Here is a 24008-nt window from a genome sequence, read left to right as displayed (position 1 = left end):
GGAGGGCCCCTCACCCCCTCCCCGGGAAGACCGGATTGGTCATCTCCCCAGGAAGACCGGGTTGGTCATCGCCGCCATCGCCCCCGGAAGCCCCGCCGTGGTGGGGGGATGGCGGACCTCGGCGCGTATGTAGGCGGCGTTGTCGGGCGTGGTCCGCCAGGTCACGGTGCCTGTGCCGGAGGGCGGGAGGGGGGCGCTGAACAGGCGTCCCTGGTCGGTGACGAAGGAGACCGTGCAGCCCGGGGCGCCGGAGACCTTCAGCTCGGCGGTGGCCTCGGCCGTACCGGAGATCTCGAGGCGTTCGGCGATGCTGGCGTGTTCGCCACGCTCGCCGGTGACCGCGAAAGCGAGGTCGATCTGCGAGGACTCGGCGATCCAGACCCGGCCGGCCCGGATGCCGGCCTGGACGGCGTGCCGCGAGAGGTCCTCGGCCAGTACGACGGTCTGCGGCAGGCCCACGACGTCGGGGTCGCGGTGTGCGTCGCTGTGCCCGACGGCCGGCAGCCAGGCCGCGCGGCCGCGGACGTGGGCGACCAGGGTGTTGTCCCACTCGGCGAGGGTGACCTCGTCATCGGGGGTGTACGGGCCGTTCCAGACCTCCACCGCATCGGCGTCGTTCAGGCCGAACTTCCAGTTGCAGCCGATGCAGGTGGCGTGCGGATGGGCCGGGATGACCAGCCCGCCGGCCCGGTGGACGGCGCGCGCGTACTTGCCGAAGGCGTTGTCGCGGGCCCGGTAGCGCCAGTCGATGAAGACGCCGGGGTCGGTGCCCATCGCCACCACGTGGCCGTTGCGGGTGGTGATCTCCTCGCCGGTCAGGATGAGCAGGTCATCGCCCCACAGACCCTCCCAGGCACGGTGCGAGGAAGTGGTGTTGTGCTCGGAGGTGGTGAGGAAGTCCAGGCCGGCGGCGCGGGCCAGCGCCGCGATCTCGGCGGGGGTGCGCTTGCCGTCGGAGTGGACGGAGTGCAGATGGTTGTCGCCCCGGTACCAGGCGCGGCCGCGGCCCCGGGCGCGTTCGGGAGGGTGGACCGGGGCGGGCGTGCGCCCCGGGGGGCCGTACCGGAGGGTGATCGTGACGTCGTAGGTCAGCCCCTGCGGCGCGACGGTGTACGGGCCGAGGGCGATGTGCCAGGTCCCGGCGTTCACGGGGCCCGGAAGGTAGCCGGGGGTGGCGTCGTCGGCGCGCAGGAAGAATTCCGTGCGGGCGCCGCCCGACCAGCCGCGGAATCCGGCGCCGCCGAGGTCCGTACCGCGCTCGTCGAAGATGCCGATGTCGCAGGCGTTGCCGGCCGTGCCCTCGGGGACGGCGGGCCGGTCGTAGCGGTAGGCGACGGCGATCTCCCGGACGCCGTGCGGTACGTCGACCGGCAGGTAGACGAAGTCCGGGGCGCCGGTGGGCAGATGGCCGGTGACTCTGCGCGTCTGTTCGGCCCCGTCGGCCCCGTCGGCCCCGTCGGCCCCGTCGGCCCCTCCGGCCCCGGGCGCCGCGTCGGCGAAGCTCACCGTGCCGGGCGCCAGCGCGCCCGCCGCACCCGCAACCGCCGAAAGCCGTAGAACATCGCGTCGTTCCATCCTCGCCCCCGCGCCGTCTCCTGACGTCCCTCGACGTCGCTCCGTCTCGTCGTTACCGCTGCGCTCACCGCTCGTATCGCTGTGTACCGGCGCTCCGTCGCCGCGTATCGCCGTGTGAAAACTGTTGTACGCGGGTGTGACACGGAGGGAAAGGCCTGTGGATAACCGGCGGGCGGTAAGGCAACATGCGGTCACCCATACGCCTTACGGAGGTGTCCTCAGCATGCGGATCGCGACCACGATCTTCCTGACCGACGAGACGATCCGGCCGGACCGGCTGGCCCGTGAGCTGGAACAACGCGGGTTCGCCGGGCTCTATCTGCCCGAGCACACCCACATCCCCGCCAGCCGGGACACCCCCGCGCCCATGGGGGAGCCGCTGCCCCGCGAATACGGCCGCACCCTCGACCCGTTCGTCGCGCTCGGCCAGGCCGCGGCCGTCACCGAGCGGCTGGGTCTGGGCACCGGCATCACCCTGGTCACCCAGCACGACCCGGTCGACCTCGCCAAGCAGATCGCGACCCTCGACTTCCTCTCCGGTGGCCGCTTCACCTTCGGCGTCGGTTACGGCTGGAATGTCGAGGAGGCCGCCGACCACGGCGTGGAATGGTCCACGCGGCGCGAGCTGACGCGCGACCGGGTGGCGTTGATGCGGGCGCTGTGGGCCGAGGAACCGACCGCCTACAAGGGCGAGTTCGGGTCCGTACGGGCGTCGCTGGCGTATCCCAAGCCGGCGCACGGCGCGCCGCGCACCCTGATCGGCGGGTCGGCCGGGCCCAAGCTCTTCGGGCACATCGCGGAGTACGCGGACGGCTGGCTGCCGATCGGCGGGCGGGGCCTGACCGAAACCGTTCCGGTGCTGCGGCAGGCCTGGGCGGACGCCGGGCGCCCGGGGCAGCCCGTGGTGGTGCCGTACGCCGTCCGCCCCTCGGCCGGGAAGCTGGCGCACTACCGCGAGCTGGGCCTTGAGGAAGTGGTGCTGCAACTGCCGCCGGCCGGGGAGGCGGAGGTGCTGCGGACGCTGGACGACTTCGCCCAGTACCTGTGAGGCGACCACAGCGTCACCCGTGACGGGGCGGGACGGCGGCCCTACCCGGTGGAGCGGCGCAAAGGAGAGAGGGCGGGGCGGGCGGTGAGGCGTGGCGCGGACGCCTAGGACCATTGGCGTACGGCCACCGGCGCGGGTCGGTACCGCAGACCGATCCGCGCCCGCCCGGACCGTCCTAGCGTGGAACGTGACGGATCCGCAGCGCGCCACGGACCGGTGGCGCGTCCGGGGTCCGGTGCGCCACAGAGCCGTATTCGCAGATCAACGGTCCAAGGAGAATTGTGATGCCCAGCCTCGACCACACGATCGTGCACAGCACCGACCGTTTCGCCTCCGCGCAGTTCCTGGCCGACCTTCTGGACGCCCCCGCGCCCAAGGCCTACGGCCCGTTCGCCGCCGTCAAGATGGACAACGGGGTGACCCTCGACTACGCCGAGCACGTCGCCTCCGGCCAGGAGTTCGTGCCGACGCACTATGCGTTCTTGGTGACGGAGGCCGAGTTCGACGCGATCCTGGCACGGATAGAGGCGCGGCAGCTGCCCTACTGGGCCGAGCCCCTGCACCGCGGGGCACAGCAGATCAACACCCGCGACGGCGGCCGTGGCCTGTACGTCGACGACCCCGACGGGCACTACATGGAGTTCCTGACCCGGACGTATTCGGAGGAAATGCTGGCCGGTCTGTAGCCGCTCGCCGCCGGGGTGTGCTCCGCGCGGCCGCCGGGAAGTGCCCCGCCGCCGCGCGGAGGGAACCTCCGCCTGACGTGATCAGCGGCACACCGACGGCCGGTTGTCCGGCGGCGGCACTGTCGGCGGGCGCTCGTATCCTCGGAGGATGACTTCCAGCGCGCAGGGACCTGACCAGGGATCTGACCGGCGACACCACCAGGGATCCGACCGGGTGCCCGACCAGGCGTCCGGCCGAACGGCCGACGGGGAGAAGGGCGCCGCCGCCGGCCAGGAGGGGCGCCCGACCGCGAACGCCATGCGCCGTGCGCTCAAGCGGGCCCGCGACGGCGTGGCGCTGGACGTCGGCGAGGCCACGGTGCTTCTGCAGGCCCGCGGCGAGGACTTGCGGGACCTGTGCGCCTCGGCGGCCCGGGTGCGGGACGCGGGCCTGGAGGCCGCCGGGCGCCCCGGAATCATCACGTACTCGCGCGGCGTGTTCATCCCCCTGACCCGCCTGTGCCGGGACAAATGCCACTACTGCACCTTCGTCACCGTCCCCGGCAAGCTGCGCCGCGACGGTCACGGGATGTTCATGTCGCCCGACGAGGTGCTCGACATCGCCCGCCGCGGTGCCGAAATGGGCTGCAAGGAAGCCCTGTTCACGCTCGGTGACAAGCCCGAGGACCGCTGGCCCGAGGCCCGCGAATGGCTCGAGGCGCACGGCTACGACGACACGCTCTCCTACGTACGGGCCATGGCCATCCGCGTCCTGGAGGAGACCGGGCTGCTGCCGCACCTCAACCCGGGGGTGCTGTCCTGGACGGACTTCCAGCGCCTCAAGCCCGTCGCCCCCTCCCTCGGGATGATGCTGGAGACCACCGCCGAGCGGCTGTGGAGCGAACCCGGCGGCCCGCACCACGGCTCGCCCGACAAGGAGCCCGCTGTCCGGCTGCGCGTCCTGGAGGACGCCGGCCGCTCCAACGTTCCCTTCACCACCGGACTGCTCATCGGGATCGGCGAGACCTACGAGGAGCGCGCCGAGTCGATCTTCGCGCTGCGCCGTATCCAGCGGGCCTACCACGGCATCCAGGAACTGATCATGCAGAACTTCCGCGCCAAGCCGGACACGGCCATGCGCGGAATGCCGGACGCCGAACTGGAGGAGCTGGCCGCCACCATCGCGGTGGCCCGGCACATCATGGGGCCCGCCACCCGTATCCAGGCGCCGCCCAACCTGGTCGACGGCGAGTACGCGCTGCTCATCGATGCCGGGATCGACGACTGGGGCGGCGTCTCCCCGCTGACCCTCGACCACGTCAACCCCGAGCGCCCCTGGCCGCAGATCGAGGAGCTGACCGAGCGCTGCGCGGCCGCCGGCTTCGAGCTGCGCGAACGGCTGCCCATCTACCCGGAGTTCCTCCTGCGCGGCGAACCCTGGCTCGACCCCCGGCTGCTGCCGCACGTCCGCGCCCTCGCCGACCCGGAGACGGGGCTGGCCGTCGAGGACGCCCCCGTGGTGGGCCGCCCCTGGCAGGAGCCCGACGAGGGCTTCTCGATGAGCTCCTCGGGCCGTACGGACCTGCACCACACCATCGACACCGAAGGCCGGACGGCGGACCGCCGCGACGACTTCGACGAGGTCTACGGCGACTGGGAGGCGCTGCGCGAGGCCGCCGCCCCCGGGATGGTGCCCTCGCGCATCGACGCGGACGTACGGCAGGCCCTGTCCCAGGCAGCCGACGACCCCACCAGGCTCACCGACGCCGAGGCGCTGGCCCTGCTGCACGCCGACGGGCCGGCCCTGGACGCCCTCTGCGGCATCGCCGACGACCTGCGCCGCGCCACGGTCGGCGACGACGTCACCTACATCGTCACCAGGAACATCAACTTCACCAACGTCTGCTACACCGGCTGCCGCTTCTGCGCCTTCGCCCAGCGCCGCACCGACGCCGACGCGTACACCCTCTCCCTCTCCCAGGTGGCCGACCGTGCCCAACAGGCCTGGGACGTCGGCGCGGTGGAGGTCTGCATGCAGGGCGGCATCCACCCCGACCTGCCCGGTACGGCGTACTTCGACATCGCGCGCGCCGTCAAGGAACGCGTCCCCGGCATGCATGTGCACGCCTTCTCCCCGATGGAGGTCGTCAACGGCGCGACCCGCACGGGCCTGTCCATCCGCGAGTGGCTCGCCGAGGCCAAGGCCGCCGGCCTGGACACCGTCCCCGGCACCGCCGCCGAGATCCTCGACGACGAAGTCCGCTGGGTCCTCACCAAAGGAAAGCTCCCCACGGCCACCTGGGTCGAGGTCATCAAGACCGCCCACGAGCTGGGCATCCGCTCGTCCTCGACGATGATGTACGGCCATGTCGACCAGCCCCGCCACTGGCTCGGCCACCTCCGCCTGCTGGCCGAGATCCAGCAGGAGACCGGCGGCTTCACCGAATTCGTCACCCTCCCCTTCATCCACACCAACGCCCCCGTCTATCTGGCCGGCATCGCCCGCCCCGGCCCCACCACCCGCGACAACCGCGCGGTGACGGCCATGGCCCGGGTCCTGCTCCACCCGCACATCACCAACATCCAGACCAGCTGGGTCAAGCTGGGGACGGAGGGCGCCGCTCAGATGCTCCGCTCGGGCGCCAACGACCTGGGCGGCACCCTGATGGAGGAGACCATCTCCCGGATGGCGGGCTCCAGTTACGGCTCCTACCGCTCCATCCAGGACCTGGTCGCCATCGCGGACCGGGCCGGCCGTCCCGCGCGTCCCCGCACGACGACGTACGGCCCCGTGCCGCAGGAACGCCAGAGCGCCGCCCTCGCCTCGGACGGGCATCTGCCCGAGCTGCTGCCGGTGGTGGAGTAGCGGGGTTCGATGTCCCCAACTGGCGAGCGGACCGGGGAGTTGCCCGGTCCGCTCGGGCTTTTGGACCGTCGGGAGACCGAAGCGCCGGGAGTTGTCCACAGCCTCGGACGCTCTACTCCGCCGAAGGCTAATCTGCGTGAGCAGGGCGGCGGAGGCCGACGCGGAGGGGGTGGAGACGTGAACCGCAGCAGGATGTCGCGGCAGGAGCTGATCCGGCTCAGGCGGCGGGAGGGGTTCGTCGGGCGGCAGGGCGAGATCGCGGCCTTTCGCGACAACTTCGCGCGGCCGGCCGAGGATCCGGCGTTCCAGTTCCTGTTCCATGTGCACGGCCAGGCGGGCGTCGGCAAGACGTCCCTGATCAGGCAGTTCGAGAACACCGCCCGGGACCGGGGCGCGCCGACCGCCTACGTCGACGAGGCGGTGCACGACGTGCCCGCGGCGATGGCCGCCGTGAGCGGGCAACTCGCCGCTCAGGGACGTCCCCTGAAGGCGTTCGACAAGCTGATGGCCACCTATCGCGAGCGGCGGCACGAGGCCGAAGCGGCGGCCGTGATCGCGGAGGAGGGGCCGTCCGGGGCGGTGGAGCCGGGCGAAGGCCAGGGGCCCGTCCCTTCGCCCGGCAGCATGCTCGCGGCTCGGGCCGGGCTCGCCGCCGCCGGTCTGCTGCCCGGTGTCGGGGCCGTCACCGGAGCGCTGGACCCCCGCCAGGTGGCGCGCGGCGCGGACCGGCTGCGCGGCCTGCTCAGCGCCCGGCTGCGCAACCACGACGACGTCCAGCTGGTGATGGAGCCGCTGGAGGCGCTGACCCCGGTGTTCGTCCGTGAGGTGAACGCCGCCGCCGACGAGGTGCCCTGGCTGGCCCTCTTCTTCGACACCTACGAACGGACCGGGCCGTTGCTGGACGTCTGGCTGCGCGACGTCCTGGTCACCGACCGGTACGGCCCGCTGGCGCCCAATGTGGTGGTGACGCTGGCCGGACAGACGGCCCTGGACCGCCGGTGCTGGGCCGACTACCTCGACTGTGTGGCGGAGCTGCCGCTGGACGCCTTCACCGAGGCGGAGGCGCGGCAGTTCCTGGCGACCAGGGGCATCGTCGACGAGCCCGTCGTCGAGGTGATCCGCCGGCTGTCCGGCGGGCTGCCGGTGCTGGTCTCCACCCTCGCCGAGAACCGCCCGCGCGCGGCCGAGGCCGTCGGCGATCCCAGCGACACGGCCGTCGAACGGTTCTTGAAGTGGGAGACCGACCCCGTCCGCCGGGAGGCCGCGCTGGCGGCGGCCCTGCCGCGCCATCTGGACGAGGACGTCTTCCGGGTCGCGGTGGATGCGGCCGCCGCCGGGCAGTTCGGCTGGCTGTGCGGACTGCCGTTCGTCGCCGACCGGGCCGGGCGCCGGCAGTACCACGAGGTGGTGCGTACGGCGATGCTGCGCCTTCAGCGGCGCAGGTCACCGCAGACCTGGGCGGCCCGGCACCGCCGTCTGGCCGAGGCCGCCCGGAGCCGTCGTACGGATTGCGACGCCGACGCCGAACCGGAGCGGTCCTGGGCCGACGAACGCTGGGTGGAGTACCGGCTGCGGGAGACCTACCACGCGCTGTGCGCGGATCCTCAGCCGGCGCTCGCCCAGGCGCTGACCGACGTCGTGGATGCGGCCGAGTACGAGCGGCCCGTCGTGCGCAGGGTGGCGGAAAGCCTCCGCCAGGCCGGGGAGGACGCCGGGGCGGCCGAGGCCGCAGGATGGGGTGACCGTCTGGTCGCCGAACTCACCGAGGACGGTGGCGGCCTGATCGCCGTGCTCACCGCGCTGCTGGCCCGGCCCGGCCTGGAGGCGGCCGAGCAGGCCCGCATCCACCGCATCCGGGGCCGGGAGTACCGCAAGACCGAAGCCTGGCCGCAGGCGTTCGCCGACTTCGACCGCTGCCTGGAGCTGGCGCCGCGCAACCTGCCCGCACTGCTGGGCCGGGGGCTGACGCACCGGTACATGCGTTCCTTCGAGCGCGCGGCCGAGGACTACGCCCGCGCCCTGGAGGTCGCCCCGGACTCGGTGGATGCGGCCTCCCAACTCGGCGAGGTCCACCGCCTCACGGGCCGCTTCGAGCAAGCCGTCGCCGAATTCGACCGGGCGCTGGCCGGTCAACCCCGGCACGCCTTCACCATCGCCAGCCGCGCCGTCTGCCTGCGCCGCCTCGGGCGCCACGAGGAGGCGCTGGCGGGTCTGGAGCGGGCCATAGAGATCGACGCGGAGTACGCCTGGGCGATGGCCGAGCGGGGCGCGACCTACCGGGACCTGGGGCGGTACGACCTCGCCCTCGCGGAGTTCGACCGCGCCCTGGCCATCAACCCCGACTACGTCTGGGCCCACGCCCGCCGCGGCCTCACCCTGCGGGAGATGAGCCGTTACGAGGAAGCGCTGGCCGCCCTCGGACGCGCGGCCGAACTCCGGCCGGACGACCCCTGGGTGTGGGGGGAGCGCTGCCGCACCTACCTGGACATGGAGCGCTACGAGGAGGCGCTCGCGGAGGCCGAACGGTCTCTTGCGGCCGATCCCGCCTACGCCTGGGCGCATCTGGCCCGTGGGGTCGCCCTGCACGCGATGGGCCGCCACGAACGGGCCCTGGCGGCGCTCGACCGGGCGCTGGAGCTCAACGGGGAAGGGCACGGCCCCACCCAGGAGCAGCGCGGCCTGGTGCTGCAGGCGCTGCGCCGCACCGAGGAGGCCCGCGCCTCCCCCGAGCCGGACGGCACGGGGCACTCCTGAGCGGAGCGGCACGGATCACTCCTGAGCGGAGCGGACCACGTCACTCGCCCTCGTACTCGGCCTCGTGCTGCAGGATGCACTGCTGCCACTGCGACAGCGCCTCCTCGCGGTCGCCTCCGGTGTCCTGGGCGGCGGCGATCAGCGCGTCGGCGGCCATGGCGGCCAGCCGTACGGCGATATGGCAGACGTCGCGCTGGGCGAGCGGCCGGAGGAGTTCCACCGCGCCATCGCTGTCGCCGGAGAGCGCGGAGGCGACGACGGCCATGGTGGTGCGATCCCACTCGTACTCGGACATGGGGGGAGCATGCCCCGCATGCGGCGCCGCCATGGTCGAACGGATGAGCGTCGTCGGAAGCGGGGGACGAATCCGGCCTCACCCCCGCTTCCCGCGTCTCACCCCAGCTCCCGCACCGGCTTCCCGTCCAGGAACCCCACGATGTCCTCCACCGCCTGCTGGAAGTACCCCTGGTAGTTCCGGCGGGTGACATAGCCGAGATGGGGCAGCGCGAGGACGTTCGGGAGGGTGCGCAGGGGGTGGTCGTCGGGCAGCGGTTCCTGATCGAAGACATCGAGGCCGGCGCCCGCGATGCGCTCCTCGCGCAGGGCCTCGATCAGGGCGGGCTGGTCGACGATGGCGGCGCGTGAGGTGTTGACGAGGTAGGCGGTGGGCCGCATCCGGCGGAGCTCGGGGGCGCCGAGCAGCCCGCGGGTGCGGTCGCCGAGGACGAGGTGGACGGAGACGAAGTCGCTGGTCTCCAGGAGCTCTTCCTTGGTGGCGGCGGCGCGTACGCCTGCCGCCGCGGCGCGCTCGTCGGTCAGGTTCTGGCTCCAGGCGACGACGTCCATGCCGAAGGCCTGGCCGATCCCGGCGACCCGGGTCCCGATCTTGCCCAGGCCGAGAAGTCCCAGCCGGCGGCCGTGCAGATCGGCGCCGAGCGTGCTCTGCCAGGGGCCGCCCGCGCGCATCGCGGTGCTCTCGGTGACCACGTTGCGGGCCAGGCCCAGGATCAGCGCCCAGGTCAGCTCGACGGGCGGTTCGGTGGTGCTGGCCGTACCGCAGACCGTGACACCGTGCCGGGCGGCGGCCGCCAGGTCGATGGCGGCGTTGCGCATCCCGGAGGTGATCAGCAGCCGCAGGCGCGGCAGCCGGGCGAAGAGCGAGGCGGGGAACGGGGTGCGTTCGCGCATCGCGACGACGAACTCGCAGTCGCCGATCGCCTCGACCACCTCGTCCTCGGAGCCGAAGGGCTGCCGCAGGGTACGGACGTCCACGATGCCGTCCAGAGGGGACCAGTCGGCCATGGAGAGGGCGACGTCCTGGTAGTCGTCGAGTACGGCGCAGCGCGGGGTCATCGAGGCTTCTCCTGGTGCGGTCGGGGGCGGGTACGACGGCGCGCGGGGGGCCGTGAGCGGCAGGTGGCCGGGCGTGGCCGGGGGCCTAATCATGGCAATCGTGGCGAGCCGCCACAGCGATCATGGGTGACAGATCACATTACGATCCGGGGCTCAAAGCGATCATTCGTGGTCGATTACAGTGCTGCGGCGGGGAGCCTGCAAGGCCCCGGGACGTTGTGAGTTTCTGGAGGTCGCGCGTGAGCGAGCGAGCCGTCGACGGGTGCGCGCCGCGCGAATGCGAGGCCGGGCGAAGCGAGGTGTCGGCATGAGTGCAGCGCCAGGCAACACCGCGATCTGGGGCCGCGCCGAACAGCAGGATTTCCGCAGTCGGGTGCGGGGCTGTCTGCTCGGCGGAGCCATCGGCGATGCGCTCGGCGCCGGCATCGAATTCGATGCGCTGGACGCGATCCGCGAGGCGCACGGGCAGGAAGGCGTGACGGACTTCGTGCCCGCCTACGGGCGGCGCGGCGCGGTCACCGACGACACCCAGATGACCCTCTTCACGGTGGACGGGCTGATCCGGGCCCAGGTGCGCCGCGACACCGGTGCCTGGCATCCGCCCACCGACGTCCACCGCGCCTATCTGCGCTGGGCCGCCACCCAGCGCGACTGGGGCCCCGACGAGCGGAAGAAGGACGACGGCTGGCTCGCCCGCGAGGAGTGGCTCTACGCCCGGCGGGCACCCGGCCGGGCCTGCCTGAGCGGCCTCGGCGACGAGGTGATGGGCACCGTGGACCAGCCCAAGAACCCCGACTCCAAGGGCTGCGGCGCGGTGATGCGCTCCGCGCCGTTCGGACTGCTGGTCGGCTGGGAGCCGCAGCTGGTCTTCCAGCTGGCCGTCGAGTGCGCGGCGCAGACCCACGGCCACCCCACCGGCTATCTGTCGGCCGGCGCGTTCGCCGTCATCAGCCATTCCCTGGCCCGCGGCGAGCACCTCGACAGCGCCGTCCAGAAGGCCCTGGCCCATCTGGCCACCCGCCCCGGCCACGAGGAGACCACCGACGCCCTCAAGCGCGCGCTCGGCGCCGTACGGCAGGGCATGCCGACGCCCGCCCGGGTGGAGTCGCTCGGCGAGGGCTGGACGGGGGAGGAGGCGCTGGCGATCGGCGTGTACTGCGCGTTGGTCGCGGAGGACATCCGGCACGGTCTGCTGCTCGCCGTCAACCACGGCGGCGACAGCGACTCCACCGGCGCCATCTGCGGAAACCTGCTGGGCACGCTGCACGGCGAGACGGCGCTGCCGCCGGACTGGCTGGTCGAGCTGGAGGGCCGGGAGACGATCCTGCAGCTGGCCGACGACTTCGCGATGGAGATGACGCAGGCGCCCGCGCTGCACGGCCCGGGCGGGTCGTCACCGGGCTGGCTCGCCCGTTACCCGCGGGCGTAGGAACCCGGGCGCCGGCGGTCGGCCCGGCCCCCGCGGTGACCCGCTGGGGCCGCCCGCCGGCCCCCTCATACGGACCTCGGCGCCTCCCCTTCTTCCGTGACTGCCGGGCCCTGCTCCGGCACGGGCAGCGCCGCGGCCGCCGCCCCGTCGCCGTCCGAGTTGATCCGCGCCAGCAGCGCGTCCCGCTGCGTCGTCGCCTCCGGCCTGACCAGCCCGATCAGCACGAACAGCACCAGGGAGACGGCGACCGGCGACACGATCTGCACCTGCAACTGCATCCCGCTCAGCCCGTAGTTGGTCAGCCAGAAGGCGAACAGCCCCGCCGCCCACGAAGTCAGCGCCGCGGTCGGCCCCGACCTGCGGAACGTCGGCAGCATGCCGAGCAGGAACGGGATGGAGATCGGACCGACGAGCCCGGCCACCCATTTGATGACGACGGTGATGATGTCCTTGAACGCCGGCGAATCGACCTGCGTGGCGATCGCCATCGACAGCGCGAGGAACGACACCGTCGACAGCCGCGCCGCCAGCAGCCCGGCCCGGTGGTTCCAGCCCCGGGCCCTGGCCGACAGGGCCGGCGCGATATCGCGGGTGAAGACCGCGGAGATGGCGTTGGCGTCCGAGGAGCACATGGCCATCGTGTGGGAGAAGAAGCCCACGACGACGAGCCCCAGCAGGCCGTGCGGCAGAAGCCGTTCGGTCAGCAGCGCATAGGAGTCCGACGCATCCGGTTTCCGGGCCCTGACCAGCAGCGGCGCCACCCACATCGGGAAGAACAGCACCGCGGGCCAGACGAGCCACAGCGCCGCCGACAGCCGCGCCGAGCGCTTGGCGTTCCGGGCGCTGCCGGTGGCCATGAAGCGCTGGGCCTGGTTCCACATCCCGCCGCTGTATTCGAAGGTCTTGATGAAGAGATAGGCGAGCAGGAAGGTGAGGGTGTACGGGCCGACGGTCGGTCGGGCGTGGCTGTCCGGCAGCCTGTCCCATACGGTCCACAGCGAGCTGACGCCGCCCAGCTCGCCCATGACGGTGATCAGCATCGCGACGCCGGCCAGCAGTTGGATGACGAACTGCCCCAGCTCGGTGAGCGCATCCGCCCACAGGCCGCCGACCGTGCAGTAGATGCCGGTGATCACGCCGGTGATGAGGATGCCCTGGTTGAGGGACATACCGGTGAAGACGGACAGCAAGGTGGCGATGGCGGCCCACTTGGCGCCCACGTCCACGATCTTCAGCAGCACGCCGGACCAGGCGAGCGCCTGCTGGGTGGGCAGGTTGTAGCGGCTCTTGAGGTATTCGAGCGGCGAGGCGACACCGAGCCGCGACCGCAGCCGGTTGAGCCGCCCCGCGAACAGCTGGGCCCCGATCGCGATGCCGACGGCGATGGGGAAGGACCAGGTGACGTAGGAGGTGACGCCGTATTGGTAGGCGATGCCGGCGTACCCGGTGAACATCACGGCGCTGTAGCCGGACATGTGGTGCGAGATGCCGGACAGCCACCACGGCATCTTGCCGCCCGCGGTGAAGAAGTCGCCGACGTCGTCCACGCGTTTGTGGGACCAGACGCCGATCGCCACCATCACGCCGAAGTAGCCGATGAGTACGGCCCAGTCGAGACTGTTCATGCCCCCTTCAGGGGTCCGCCTTGTGAACGTGCCGATGACGTCCGGATGGGAAGTCACTTCGCCGTGACGTCCTGTGGGGCGGTGTCCCCGTACGGGATGGGGGACTGCAGGGGATTGAACCGCCGAACGAGCGGACCTGTCAAGGCCTCGACGGTCAAGGATGTGAACTACGGTCAAGAAAGCGAACGATTTTGCCGTCCCTTGACCATCGCGGCCGTTGTCCCGGCAACGCCGTCGAACCCACGATGAGCGGACACTTCGCCGGGCGGCGCATGCCCGAACACGCTTGGACGCGCCACGGCCGCACGGGTACGGGACCCGTGCGGCCGGCTGACGAGAGAGGACGGTGGCGGCTAGCGCATCAGCTCACCGGCATTGACCAGCAGCGACTGGCCCGTGATGGCGCGGGCCCGGTCGGAGGCGAGGAAGACCGCGGTGTCGGCCACATCGGCGTCCGTCGCCAGGTCGGGCAGCGCCATCCGGTCGGTGAGCCGGCCCAGCACCTCGGACTCCGGTACGCCCTCGGTGTGCGCCGTGAACTGCACGTACGCCTGAACCGGCGGGCCCCACATCCACCCGGGCTGCACGGTGTTGACCCGTATCCGGTCCGGCCCCAGCTCGCGCGCCAGCGAATACATCGCCGAGACCAGCCCGCCCTTGGATGCCGCGTACGCCGCCTGCTGCACCTGTGAGGGCGCGGCGACCGACGACTGCGTGCCGATCATCACCACCGACCCGCCGCCGCGCTCCGTGAGCGAGGGCAGGCAGGCGCGCGTCATGCGCAGGGTGCCGAAGAGGTTGACGTCGACGACGCCGCGCCAGGAGTCGAAGTCGGCGTCGCGCAGGCCGCCGAAGAGCGAGTCGAGGGCCGCGACATGGATCACCGCGTCGATGCCCCCGAACCGCTCCACGGCGAGCGCCGCCAGCGCCTCGCACTGCGCCTCGTCGGCGATGTCCGTGGCCCGCCAGGCCGTGCGCTCCCCCGAAGGGTCGATGGCCGCCGCCGACGCGGCGAGGTTCTTCTCCGTGCGGGCGCCCAGGACCACCGACGCGCCGTCCCGCACACAGGCCGCCGCGACCTGATGGCCGAGCCCGGCCCCGACGCCCGAGACGATCACGGTTTTGTTCCGCAGCAGCATGGGTGCGCCTCCCGGATCCGGATTCTGACGATACGTCAGATAGCCGGTCAGGGTAGGGCCGGGGCGCCGCGATGGCCAGAGGGCGCGTTCCGCCGCGCGCCCGCCCCGCCGCCCGACGCGACCCGCCTCAGCCGGCCCGCTGCGCCCCCTCCAGCGCCGCCCTCAGCCGGACCAGGCCCGTCCGGATCTCGTCCGGCGCATGCGTGACGAACGACAGCCGTACGGCCGTGGGGTCCGGCGCCCCGGCGAAGAACGGCGCCCCGGGGACGTACGCCACGTCCTGCCGCACGGCCTCCGGCAGCAGCGCCGTCGCGTCGTACCCCGCGGGCAGCGTCGCCCACACGAACATCCCGCCCGCCGGACGGTTCCACCGCGACCCCTCCGGCAGCGCCTCGGGCAACCCGTCCACCAGCGCGTTCCGCCGCTCGCGGTAGGCGCCGCGGATCCGCTCCAGGTGCGCGTCGAGGTCGGCGTCCGCCAAGTACCGTGCCGCGGCGGCCTGATCGATGGTCGACGTGTGCAGATCGGCGGCCTGCTTGGCGGTGATGCAGGCGCGCCGCAGCGCCGCCGGGGCGCGCAGCGAGCCCAGCCGCAGGCCCGGCGCCATCACCTTGGAGAACGAGCCGAGCAGCGCCGTACGGTCCTCGGCGCCCGGGAAGGACGCGACCCACCGCTGCGGCTCGCCCTCGAAGCGCAGCTCGCTGTACGGGTCATCCTCGGCGATCCACAGCCCGCGCCGGGCGGCGACCTGCGCCACCGCGGCCCGCCGCTCGGCGGACAGGGTGCGGCCGGTCGGGTTCTGGAACGTCGGGATGACATAGAGCAGCTTGGGGTTCTCGCGGGCGGCGATCTCGTCGAGCGCGGCCGGGTCCAGGCCCTCGTCGTCGGTCGGCACCGGCACCACCCGGGCGCCGGCCAGGGAGAAGATCTGGAGCGCCGCGAGATAGCAGGGGTCCTCGACCAGCACCACGTCGCCCGGCTCCAACAGGGCCGTGGCCAGCAGCGACAGCCCCTGCTGGGAGCCGGTCGTCACCAGCAGGTCGTCGGCGTCGGTGGGCAGGCCGCGCGCGGTGGTGCGCGCCGCGACGGCCGCGCGCAGCGCCGGATCGCCCTCGCTGGTGGAGTACTGCAGCGCCCGCCGCGGCGCCTCGCTCAGCACCTGCCGGAAGGCCGCCGCTATGCCCTCCGCGTCGAACAGCTCCGGGGCGGGCAGTCCGCCGGCGAACGAGATGACCTCGGGCCGGGCGGTGAGCGCCAGGATGTCGCGTACGGGCGAGCTACCGGTCCGCGCCGCGCGGGCCGCGAGCTCGGGGACGGGGGTGGCGGTGTCGGCAAGGATCGCGTCCGACATGACGGCTCCAATCGCTCGGATTGCAGGCGCCGCCGGGCACCGCACGGGGCGTTAACCGGCGTTAGCTGCGCGGGGCAGGGAGCTTAGGCGCCCGGGTGACGTGTGCGCAGATCTGCCCGCATGGTGGGCGGCCCGTACCGTTCGACACCTCCCTTTCTGACGTCATGTCAGCTACACCTGTCTGTCATGACCGAGGACACGGAACGCACCTCCACGGACTCCGCCCCCTCCCACGCGGCCTACGCCGAACTGGCCGCCGCCGGCCCCTACGGCGTGCACCCCGGGCATGCGCTGATCACCATGGTCGAGCCGCATCCGGGCCATGAGTACGCCTACAACCGCTGGTACGAGGACGACCACTACATCGCGGGCGCGATGGCGATGCCCTGGATCTTCGCCGGCCGTCGCTGGGTCGCCACCCGCGATCTCCAACTGCTGCGCTACCCCGAGAAGTCCGCCGTCGCCCAGCCGGTCACGGCCGGCTGCTATCTCTCCACGTACTGGCTCACCGAAGGCCGCTACGACGAGCACATGAAGTGGACCGTCGGCATCAACAAGCGCCTCAACCGGGACGGCCGCGTCTATCAGGACCGTACGCATGTCTTTACGGCCTTCCAGGACCATGCGGCGACGGTCTACCGGGACGGGGCGGCGGGTCCGCGTGACTTCCATGCGCTGGACCACCCGTACGCGGGCCTGGTGCTGGAGGTGATCGACGCGGACGGCCCGGAGCGGCGGGCGGAGCTGCTGGAGTGGCTGCGCGCCCGGCATCTGCCGCGACGGCTGGCGGGCTCACCGGCCGCGATGGTCACGATCTTCCGGCCGACGCCGCTGCCGGGGGACCGGATGGCGTATGTGAAGCAGGTCGAGGGCGTCGACACCCGGCTGACGCTGCTGTGGTTCCTCCAGCAGGACCCCCGGGAGGCCTGGGCGGCGCATTTCGCCGACCGGGAGGCCGCGGTCGCGGAGTCGGGGCTGGGGCGGGTGGAACTGGTGGCGCCGTTCCTGCCGACCGTCCCCGGGACGGACCGGTATGTGAGCGAACTGCGCTGAACGGAGCGGCGGTCCATGCCTCCGCCGGGCATGGCCGAGCCCCCTCGGCCGGGACGGCGATCCAGTCGAGAGGGCTCATCTCCGCGCGCGGTCGCGCGGACTGGGGTGGGTGACGCTCAGTTCACGCCAGGTCGAACGAGCCGCAGGCCACGTCCGACACGAAGGTGCTCCAGGCGGCGTTGTCGAACGTGAGGCGCGGGCCCTCGGGGTCCTTGGAGTCGCGCACCGCGATGGCTGCCGAGGTCGGGACGGCCATCTCGACGCAGGCGCCGTTGCCGCCGGAGTACGAGGACTTCGTCCAGGAGAACGCGGAATTCGGCTGAATAGCCATTTTCACTCCAACTCACTCTGTGTTACCGGGGATTCGGTACTGCTGACGCTACGCGCCAACATCACGAGCCGCAGGAGTCGTTCACCCTTCCGAATGTCATATTCCTTGATCTCTTTTCATGTCGCCGGGCGCCGGTGTACCGTGCGATCCCGTTATCCGGAAGGCGACATTCCGGGCTGAATTGCCCCCATTGCTTCCACCCGCCCCCTTCATCCCGTGGCGTCCGCGTGCGCCTTGGCCGCCCGGGCGATGAACTCCCGGCTCTGATCCGCGTTCAGCGCCTGCGCGCGCAGGTGCTCGTACATGATCGTGTATTTGTGCACATCGTTGGTCTTCTCCAGATACAGATCACTGGTGACGCCCTCGATGTACACCACGCTCGAATCCGAGGCATCGTCGAATTCCAGGATCGAGAACGTCCCCGACATTCCGGCGTGCGCACCCGTGTCGTACGGCAGCACCTGCACCGTCACATGCGGCAGATGACTCATCTCGACGAGATGGTCCAACTGCTCGCGCATGACCAGATGGCTGCCGACCACCCGGCGCAGCGCGCTCTCGTCCAGCACCACCCACAGCCGCAGCGGGCGCTTGGGGTCGTTGACCCGCTCCTGCCGACGCATCCGCACCTGGATGCGCTTCTCCAGGCTCTCGGGTGCGAGTTCGGGGACCGCGCCGGGAATGACCGCCTCGGCGTAGCCGGGCGTCTGCAGCAGGCCGGGCACCAGCAGGGACTCGTAGACCCGCAGCGAGGCCGCCTCGGTCTCCAGGCCGATGTAGACGCTGTACGGGATGTCGCCGAAGGCGTGCCACCAGCCCTGCTGGCGCGAATCCTTGGCCATCTGCATCAGCGAATCGACTATGCGGTGGTCGTCCACTTCGTAGACCCCGCACAGGTCGCGCACGTCGCGCTGGCTGATGCTGCGGCGGCCGTTCTCGAGCCTGCTGATCTTCGACTGGGAGACCAGCAGCCGCTCGGCCACCTGTTCCGCCGTCATGCCCTTGTCCTCGCGGAGCCTGCGCAGCTCCTGTCCCAACCGGCGTCGCCTGACGGTGGGGTTGATGTTGGACGCCACGGGTAGTGCACCTCCGGCTCCGTACTGCTGTCGTGTTCTGTCCAGCAGGGTGCCACTCCGACGCCACGGCGCGCAGTCGAATGGACACAGAAGGCGAGCGGGCATGCGCGTGGGGTGGTGGTCCGGCCATCGTCCAGAACGGCCGGGCCACCACCCCACGCTTTCTTACTGCGGCTCCCGAACGGATCTGCGGGATAGGGGAAGTCGGTGTTGAGGGGTAGTGGTGCGCGTGTGGTGCGGGTGTCCTGCTTGCCGCGTCAGCGGGCGCCGACGCGGGCCATGCTGCCGTGACCGTGCCGCGACTGCACCGGCACGCCGGCCGGCTCCGTGGCACGCGCTGCGGTCTGCCGTACGGCTCCCGGTCCCGCGGCCTGCGCCCGCCGGGGCTGCGCCGCGGCGCCGTTCTGCACGTCCATGACTGCGTGTGCGACCAGCCCGCCCATCGGGTCGTGCCGGATGAGATCCCGGAGACGGGAGCGTGATGAGCGCCCTTCGTTCCCTGGATAGAGGTGCTTGCCGAGTCCGACCGCATGGGCCAGCGCGGCGAGCGCCGCGGTCCGCGGGTCCGGTGGTACGCCGGTGCGGATCGCATTGTCCAGCCGGGCCCTGATTTCCCGGCTGATGGCCGTCTCCGTCGCCTGGTAGCGCGTCGTCGGCAGCACCCCGCACATCTGTCCCGCCACGGCATGGACCATGCCGCACCGTTCGAGATGCGTGAGATACGTCTGGCGCAGCCCCAGTCGGGGCCCGCCGATCCAATGGACCGCACGCACCGGACTGCCGCGTCGGCGCAGCAGTTCGAGCGCGGAGTCCAGAGTCGGATCTCCTGTCGGCCGTGCCATCACCACGGCGATACGATCCCCGTCTGGGGCTATCCGTCCTGCCAGAGCCAGCTCTACTAGCTGGGCCCCGGCCAGGCCGAGGTCGAGCGACTGCGGCTGCGCTGTGGTGCCCGTGGTCGGGTCCAAAGCGAGCAGCAGAAGCTCCTCCGGAATTGTTCTGCGGCTCCTGCCCATCCATGCCTCCCCGCGTGGATGAATGACAGGGTGACCCCTCTCACATTCATCTGTCGAGAGTGCGTGGGGGGTTCGATAGGGAACCGGTAGGTATGTCGTTCTCGTCTTGCACGTAGGCGACATCTGCGGTGGGGTGCGGCGCGTACTGGGTTCGCGTGGCGACGGGATGGCGCCGTGCGGACACAGGACACTGGGAAACACTGGCTGTGGTGGAGCGGGCGACGTAGTGAAGGAGACATCGGTGGCGGGCGAGTCCCCCGACAAGTCGGACACGAACAAGTCGGACAAGAAGAAGTCGTCGGGGCGGACGGCGCGGAGCGAACACGATCCGCGCCTGACGGTCTTCCGCGGGGAATCTGATGTGAAGGCGGCGGAGCCGTCCGGCGAGCCGTCGGGGAAGTCGGCCGGGAAGTCGTCGGGGGAGCCGGACCAGCCGGATGCGCCCGGGGAGCCGGGTGCGCCGGTGGAGGACGCGGCGGACGACGCGGTGACGGACGCGGTGGAGGCCGAGCCCGCCGCCGACGTTGCGTCCGAGAAGGGCCCTGAGGCGTCGCAGGACGCCGAGGCGGGCGAGGGCGGCGCCAAGGGTGGTAACGATCGCCTGCGGGCCGCTGTGGCCGCCTGGGTCGCCGGTACGGACGATGAGGACGGGGGCGCGGACGGGGGCGCGGCGGCGGATTCGGGTGACGGCGCCGATGCCGACGCGGATGACGCGGGTGCCCGTGATGACGACGGCGACGAGGGTGACGGCGATGGCGAGGGCGCGAAGGCGGCGGTGAAGCCGGCGGTGAAGCCCGAGGCCGCCCCGGAGCCCGACGCCGACCCGAAGTCCGATGCTGCCCCGAAGTCCGGGGCCAAGGGCGCGGACGCCAAGGACGCCAAGAGCGAGGGCGCCAAGGACTCCAAGGCCAAGCCCGAGTCCGACTCCAAGGCCAAGCCCGAGTCCGACTCCAAGGCCAAGGCCGAGCCCAAGGCCGAGCCCAAGTCGAAGGCCGACTCCGACGCCAAGGCCGACGCTGACGCCAAGGCCGACTCCGCTCCTCAGCCCAAGGCCGTCGACCAGGCCACGGCCGTGTTCAAGACGGTCGGCCTCCAGAAGGGCAAGGGCAAGGGCGGCGACGACGAGGCGGCCGACGAGGCGCCGGCCGATGAAGCCACCCGGGTGTTTGCCATCGCGAAGCCCAAGGGGGCGTCGGACGGTCGGCCCGTCGACCAGCCGACCACGGCGTTCAAGATCACGCCGCCCGGCAAGGGCAAGCCCAAGGACGAGTCCAAGGACGAAGCCAAGGACGAAGCCAAGTCCAAGGACGAGCCCAAGGGCGAGACGAAGGATGGAGCCAAGTCCAAGGGCGAGACGAAGGACGAGGCAAAGGCCAAGGACGAGGCCAAGGCCAACGACAAGGCCAACGCCAAGGCCAACGCCAAGGGCGACGCCAAGGGCGAGGCCAAGGGCAAGGCGGCCGCCAAGGCTCGGCCCGCTGAGCGTGATCCCGAGCGGACCAGCCAGTTCGTGGCGCTGAAGTCGACGGACGACGGTGCGGCGGAGAAGTCCCTCGGCAAGACGGCGGACCGTACCCCCACCCGTGCGCCCGGCAAGGCCCTCGACAAGGCGGCCCCCGCGAAGGGCCCCGGCGCGCTGCCCCCCGAGGCCCCCGAGGCCCCCGCGACACCGGCCGCCCCCACCGCCGCCGAGCCCGCCCCGCCGCGTAGCGAGCCCGAGGCGCTGCCCGAGTCCGAGCGGACCCGGCAGGAGCCGCTGCCGCCGCTCGACCTCCTGGCCAGGCTCACCAACACCCCGCCGCCGCCCGAGACCACGCTGCGCACGGTCGTCCGCCGGTTCAAGATCTGGACCCCGCTGGTCGTGCTGCTGGCGATCATCTTCGTGGTCGTCCAGTCGGTCCGGTCGCTGCCCGCGCCCACGCTCGCCGTCGGCTCCTCGACCGCGTTCACCTTCAAGGGCGGCAAGCTCACCGTGCCGTGGCCCGAGCACGGACAGGCGGCGGTCAAGGTCGTGGGGTCCGGCGACCTGGGGACGTTCGGCGCGCAGAAGCCGGTGCCGACCGCGAGCGTCGCCAAGATCATGACGGCCTACGTCATCCTCAAGGAGCACCCGCTCAAGGACAAGGACGACAAGGGCCCGGAGATCGAGGTCGACGCCAAGGCGGTGGCCGAGGGCGGCTCCACGGACGAGTCGCGGATCGAGGGGCTCCAGGCGGGGCAGAAGTTCCACGAGCAGGACATGCTCAAGATGCTGATGATCCCGTCCGGCAACAACATCGCCCGGCTGCTGGCCCGTTGGGACACCCAGTCCGTCAACGAGGGGGCGTTCGTCAAGAAGATGAACGCCGCCGCCAGGGATCTGGGCATGAAGAAGACCACCTACACCGACCCCAGCGGCCTCGACCCCAAGACCGTGAGCACCGCCGTCGACCAGATCAAGCTGGCCGAGGCCGTCATGAAGTTCGACGCGTTCCGGCCGATCGTCGCCATGACCAACGCCGAGATCCCGGGCCTGCCGGGGCGGATCAACAACAACAACGACAACCTGCTGCTGGCCGGGCTGAGCGTCAAGGGCATCAAGACCGGCTCCAGCACGGCGGCCGGCGGCACGCTGTCCTGGGCGGCCTACAAGACGGTGGACGGCAAGGACCGGATGATCCTCGGCACGATGCTGGACCAGCACTTCAAGGGTCTGGACCCCAACGCCACCAACAGCCTCACCATGGTCAAGGACAACAGCCAGAAGGTCATCGAAGCGGTGCGCAACGCGCTGACCTCGGCCACGGCGGTGAAGAAGGGCCAGGTCGTCGGGTACGTGGACGACGGCCTCGGCGGCCAGACCCCGGTGGTCGCGACCAAGGACCTGACGGCCGTGGGCTGGCCGGGCATGAAGGCGAAGTTCTCGATCGACGGCGGCGGCAAGCCCGTACCGCACACCGCCAAGGCCGGGACCAAGGTCGGCATCCTGACGGTCGGCAGCGGCGCCAGCGCGCAGAAGGTTCCGGTGGCCCTGCAGAAGGACCTCACCGAGCCGACCTTCGGGGCGAAGCTGACGCGCCTCGGCTGAGTGCGGAGGAGCGCGTAACGGGGCTCTCGGATCCGGCGTTCCGGATCCGGGAGCCCCGCGCGTCGTACGGGCCCCACCGGCGCCGTCTCCCTACGATCCGGTGCGTCCGTACCAATGACCGGAGCCCGTCATCGACGCAGCGCAAGCACAGAAGACGACGTTCGCGTCCTCCCTGGCCACCCGTGGCACCCGGGCGGCGCAGGGGGCGGTGGTGCTGACGCCCTCCGGGCTGATGCTGCTCCTGGGAGCCTGGGGCATCCGCCGCCAGGAGGCCATATGGCGCGACGAGGCGGTCACCTACGACATGGCGCACCGCGCCCTGGCCGACCTCTGGCCGACGCTTCGGCACGTCGATGCCGTCCACGGTCTCTACTACGCGCTGATGCACCTCTGGTTCGCCGGCTACGACGCCGCCCTCGGCGGCGCCCTCGGCGAGGTGATCGGCCTGCGGCTGCCGTCCGTCGCCGCCATGACCGCCGCCGCTGCCGGTGTCGCCCTGCTGGGGGAGCGCCTGGTGGGGCGGCGCGCGGGCCTGTTCGCCGGTGTCACCTTCGCGCTGGTCCCCCTCGTGCAGCAGTACGCGCAGGAGGGGCGCTCGTACGCGATGGTCTGCGCGCTGGTCGTCTGGGCGACCTATGTCCTGGTGCTGACCGCCGCTCGGCCGCGCCGGGGGCTGTGGTGCGCCTATGCCGCCCTGATACTGGTCGCCTGCCTGCTGCACGAGTTCGCCACGCTGGCGCTGCCCGCGCACGGCGCCGCCGTCGTCCTGGCGCGCCGGCCCCGCCGGGTGCGGCGCGCCTGGGCCCTGGCCGCCGTCGCGGTCCTCGCCGGAGTGGCCCCGCTCGCGGTCTTCAGCACCCGGCAGGCGGGGCAACTGGGCTGGCTCATGTGGCCGGACCCCGTGCAGCTGCTGACGTTCGGGGTGCTGGCGGTGCTGGGCGGCGGCTGCGCCCGGATCCGTACCCGATCGCGCGGTCCGATCGGCCTGAGCGCCGTCGGCCTTCCCCTGCTCTTCCTCCCCACGTTCCTGCTCTTCCTCCTCTCCTACGCCGAACCGGCCTACGTCGACCGCTACGTCCTCTACTCCGTCGCCGGCTTCGCCCTGCTCGCCGGTGCCGCGCTGGCCCGGTTGCTGCGGCCGGCCGGCGAACTCGGCCAGACCCGGGCGCGATGGCGGCGGCGGGCGGTGGTCCTGGTGCTCGTGGCGGCGGCGCTGCTGCCCGTCGGCATCCAACTGCGCAGTCCCGACAGCCGGGTCGACGATGCCACCGCGGTCGCCCGGGCGGTACGCACGATGGCCGCCCCCGGTGACGGGCTGCTGTTCCTGCCCGCCCGGCGCCGCATCTGGAGGGCGCCGTATCCGCACGCATTCCGTGGCCTGACCGATCTCGCGCTGGCCAAGAGCCCGGTGGCCTCGCACACCCTCTACGGCACCGAACGCTCCGGCGACGCGATCCGCGACCGGATGCTCGCCACCCGCCGGATCGTCGTCGCCGGCGACCCGCCCGGCCAGCCGGTCGACGTCAACGACCAGGAGCTCGCCAAACGCGCCACCCTGCGCGACGCGTTCGAGGTCTGCACCAGTACCGAGGTTCGCGGCGCCCGGACAACGCTGTATGCGTGGCCGGGGCGGTGTGCGCGGTAGGCGGCCGCGGCGCGC

At 71.9% G+C, this 24008-nt stretch carries 17 protein-coding genes; 8 read left to right on the top strand and 9 right to left on the bottom strand.

The features are described 5' to 3' along the window. Positions 1–39: 39 nt before the first annotated feature. A complete protein-coding gene (locus tag ACIGWZ_RS21085) occupies positions 40–1575 on the bottom strand; it encodes a CehA/McbA family metallohydrolase (protein WP_400066794.1) in 1536 nt (511 codons plus the stop codon). Between the two features lie 223 nt (positions 1576–1798). Between ACIGWZ_RS21085 and ACIGWZ_RS21080 the strand changes: the two genes are divergently transcribed. From ACIGWZ_RS21080 to ACIGWZ_RS21065, 4 genes are all read left to right on the top strand, one after another. Continuing rightward, positions 1799–2623, top strand: coding sequence for a TIGR03619 family F420-dependent LLM class oxidoreductase (locus ACIGWZ_RS21080; RefSeq protein ID WP_400066792.1), 825 nt, complete (start codon positions 1799–1801; stop codon positions 2621–2623). 284 nt (positions 2624–2907) lie between these two features. Then, positions 2908–3309 carry a VOC family protein gene (locus tag ACIGWZ_RS21075; RefSeq protein WP_400066790.1) on the top strand — a complete coding sequence of 134 codons (402 nt, stop codon included), beginning with the start codon at positions 2908–2910 and terminating at the stop codon, positions 3307–3309. A gap of 148 nt (positions 3310–3457) precedes the next feature. Further along, positions 3458–6154: a bifunctional FO biosynthesis protein CofGH gene (locus ACIGWZ_RS21070; protein ID WP_400066788.1), complete on the top strand. Its 2697-nt coding sequence runs from the start codon at positions 3458–3460 to the stop codon at positions 6152–6154. A gap of 177 nt (positions 6155–6331) precedes the next feature. Continuing rightward, complete coding sequence (locus ACIGWZ_RS21065; RefSeq protein ID WP_400066786.1) at positions 6332–8908, top strand: tetratricopeptide repeat protein; 2577 nt, start codon at positions 6332–6334, stop codon at positions 8906–8908. Positions 8909–8948: 40 nt separating this feature from the next. Here the strand turns inward: ACIGWZ_RS21065 and ACIGWZ_RS21060 are convergent, their stop codons facing one another. Both ACIGWZ_RS21060 and ACIGWZ_RS21055 read right to left on the bottom strand, forming a co-directional pair. After that, positions 8949–9203: a hypothetical protein gene (locus ACIGWZ_RS21060; protein ID WP_400066784.1), complete on the bottom strand. Its 255-nt coding sequence runs from the start codon at positions 9201–9203 to the stop codon at positions 8949–8951. 98 nt (positions 9204–9301) lie between these two features. Next, positions 9302–10261 (bottom strand): D-2-hydroxyacid dehydrogenase family protein, encoded by a 960-nt coding sequence (locus ACIGWZ_RS21055; protein ID WP_400066782.1) that lies wholly within the window; start codon positions 10259–10261, stop codon positions 9302–9304. A gap of 307 nt (positions 10262–10568) precedes the next feature. Here ACIGWZ_RS21055 and ACIGWZ_RS21050 point away from each other — a divergent pair, with 307 nt between their 5' ends. After that, the gene (locus tag ACIGWZ_RS21050) at positions 10569–11690 is read left to right on the top strand and encodes an ADP-ribosylglycohydrolase family protein (RefSeq protein WP_400066780.1); all 1122 of its coding nucleotides are present in this window, start codon (positions 10569–10571) and stop codon (positions 11688–11690) included. A 65-nt stretch (positions 11691–11755) separates the two neighbouring features. Here the strand turns inward: ACIGWZ_RS21050 and ACIGWZ_RS21045 are convergent, their stop codons facing one another. From ACIGWZ_RS21045 to ACIGWZ_RS21035, 3 genes are all read right to left on the bottom strand, one after another. Next, positions 11756–13315, bottom strand: coding sequence for a sodium:solute symporter family protein (locus ACIGWZ_RS21045; protein WP_400066778.1), 1560 nt, complete (start codon positions 13313–13315; stop codon positions 11756–11758). Between the two features lie 353 nt (positions 13316–13668). Then, on the bottom strand, positions 13669–14454 hold the full coding sequence (locus ACIGWZ_RS21040) for an SDR family oxidoreductase (protein WP_400066776.1): 786 nt from the start codon (positions 14452–14454) through the stop codon (positions 13669–13671). A gap of 127 nt (positions 14455–14581) precedes the next feature. Next, positions 14582–15805 carry a PLP-dependent aminotransferase family protein gene (locus ACIGWZ_RS21035; protein WP_400066774.1) on the bottom strand — a complete coding sequence of 408 codons (1224 nt, stop codon included), beginning with the start codon at positions 15803–15805 and terminating at the stop codon, positions 14582–14584. A 186-nt stretch (positions 15806–15991) separates the two neighbouring features. On the opposite strand from ACIGWZ_RS21035, the gene ACIGWZ_RS21030 reads away from it, so the two are divergent. Further along, the gene (locus ACIGWZ_RS21030) at positions 15992–16858 is read left to right on the top strand and encodes a hypothetical protein (RefSeq protein ID WP_400066772.1); all 867 of its coding nucleotides are present in this window, start codon (positions 15992–15994) and stop codon (positions 16856–16858) included. A 121-nt stretch (positions 16859–16979) separates the two neighbouring features. On the opposite strand, the gene ACIGWZ_RS21025 is transcribed toward ACIGWZ_RS21030, so the two are convergent. The 3 genes from ACIGWZ_RS21025 to ACIGWZ_RS21015 all read right to left on the bottom strand — a co-directional run bounded on the left by ACIGWZ_RS21025 (position 16980) and on the right by ACIGWZ_RS21015 (position 19281). Continuing rightward, positions 16980–17189, bottom strand: a complete 210-nt coding sequence (locus ACIGWZ_RS21025) for a DUF397 domain-containing protein (protein ID WP_400066770.1) — start codon at positions 17187–17189, stop codon at positions 16980–16982. 209 nt (positions 17190–17398) lie between these two features. Beyond that, positions 17399–18265, bottom strand: coding sequence for a helix-turn-helix domain-containing protein (locus ACIGWZ_RS21020; RefSeq protein WP_400066768.1), 867 nt, complete (start codon positions 18263–18265; stop codon positions 17399–17401). A gap of 257 nt (positions 18266–18522) precedes the next feature. Continuing rightward, on the bottom strand, positions 18523–19281 hold the full coding sequence (locus ACIGWZ_RS21015) for a GPP34 family phosphoprotein (protein ID WP_400066766.1): 759 nt from the start codon (positions 19279–19281) through the stop codon (positions 18523–18525). Between the two features lie 241 nt (positions 19282–19522). Here ACIGWZ_RS21015 and ACIGWZ_RS21010 point away from each other — a divergent pair, with 241 nt between their 5' ends. Both ACIGWZ_RS21010 and ACIGWZ_RS21005 read left to right on the top strand, forming a co-directional pair. Beyond that, entirely contained in the window at positions 19523–22348 is a 2826-nt protein-coding gene (locus tag ACIGWZ_RS21010; protein WP_400066764.1) for a D-alanyl-D-alanine carboxypeptidase, read from the top strand. A 208-nt stretch (positions 22349–22556) separates the two neighbouring features. Further along, positions 22557–23993 carry a glycosyltransferase family 39 protein gene (locus tag ACIGWZ_RS21005; RefSeq protein ID WP_400066762.1) on the top strand — a complete coding sequence of 479 codons (1437 nt, stop codon included), beginning with the start codon at positions 22557–22559 and terminating at the stop codon, positions 23991–23993. The last annotated feature ends 15 nt before the right edge of the window (positions 23994–24008 follow it).

This window comes from Streptomyces sp. NPDC053427 (assembly GCF_044544985.1).
Taxonomy (GTDB): domain Bacteria; phylum Actinomycetota; class Actinomycetes; order Streptomycetales; family Streptomycetaceae; genus Streptomyces.
Note: the sequence above shows the minus strand (reverse complement) of the source record. Positions and strands in the feature narration are given on the sequence as shown.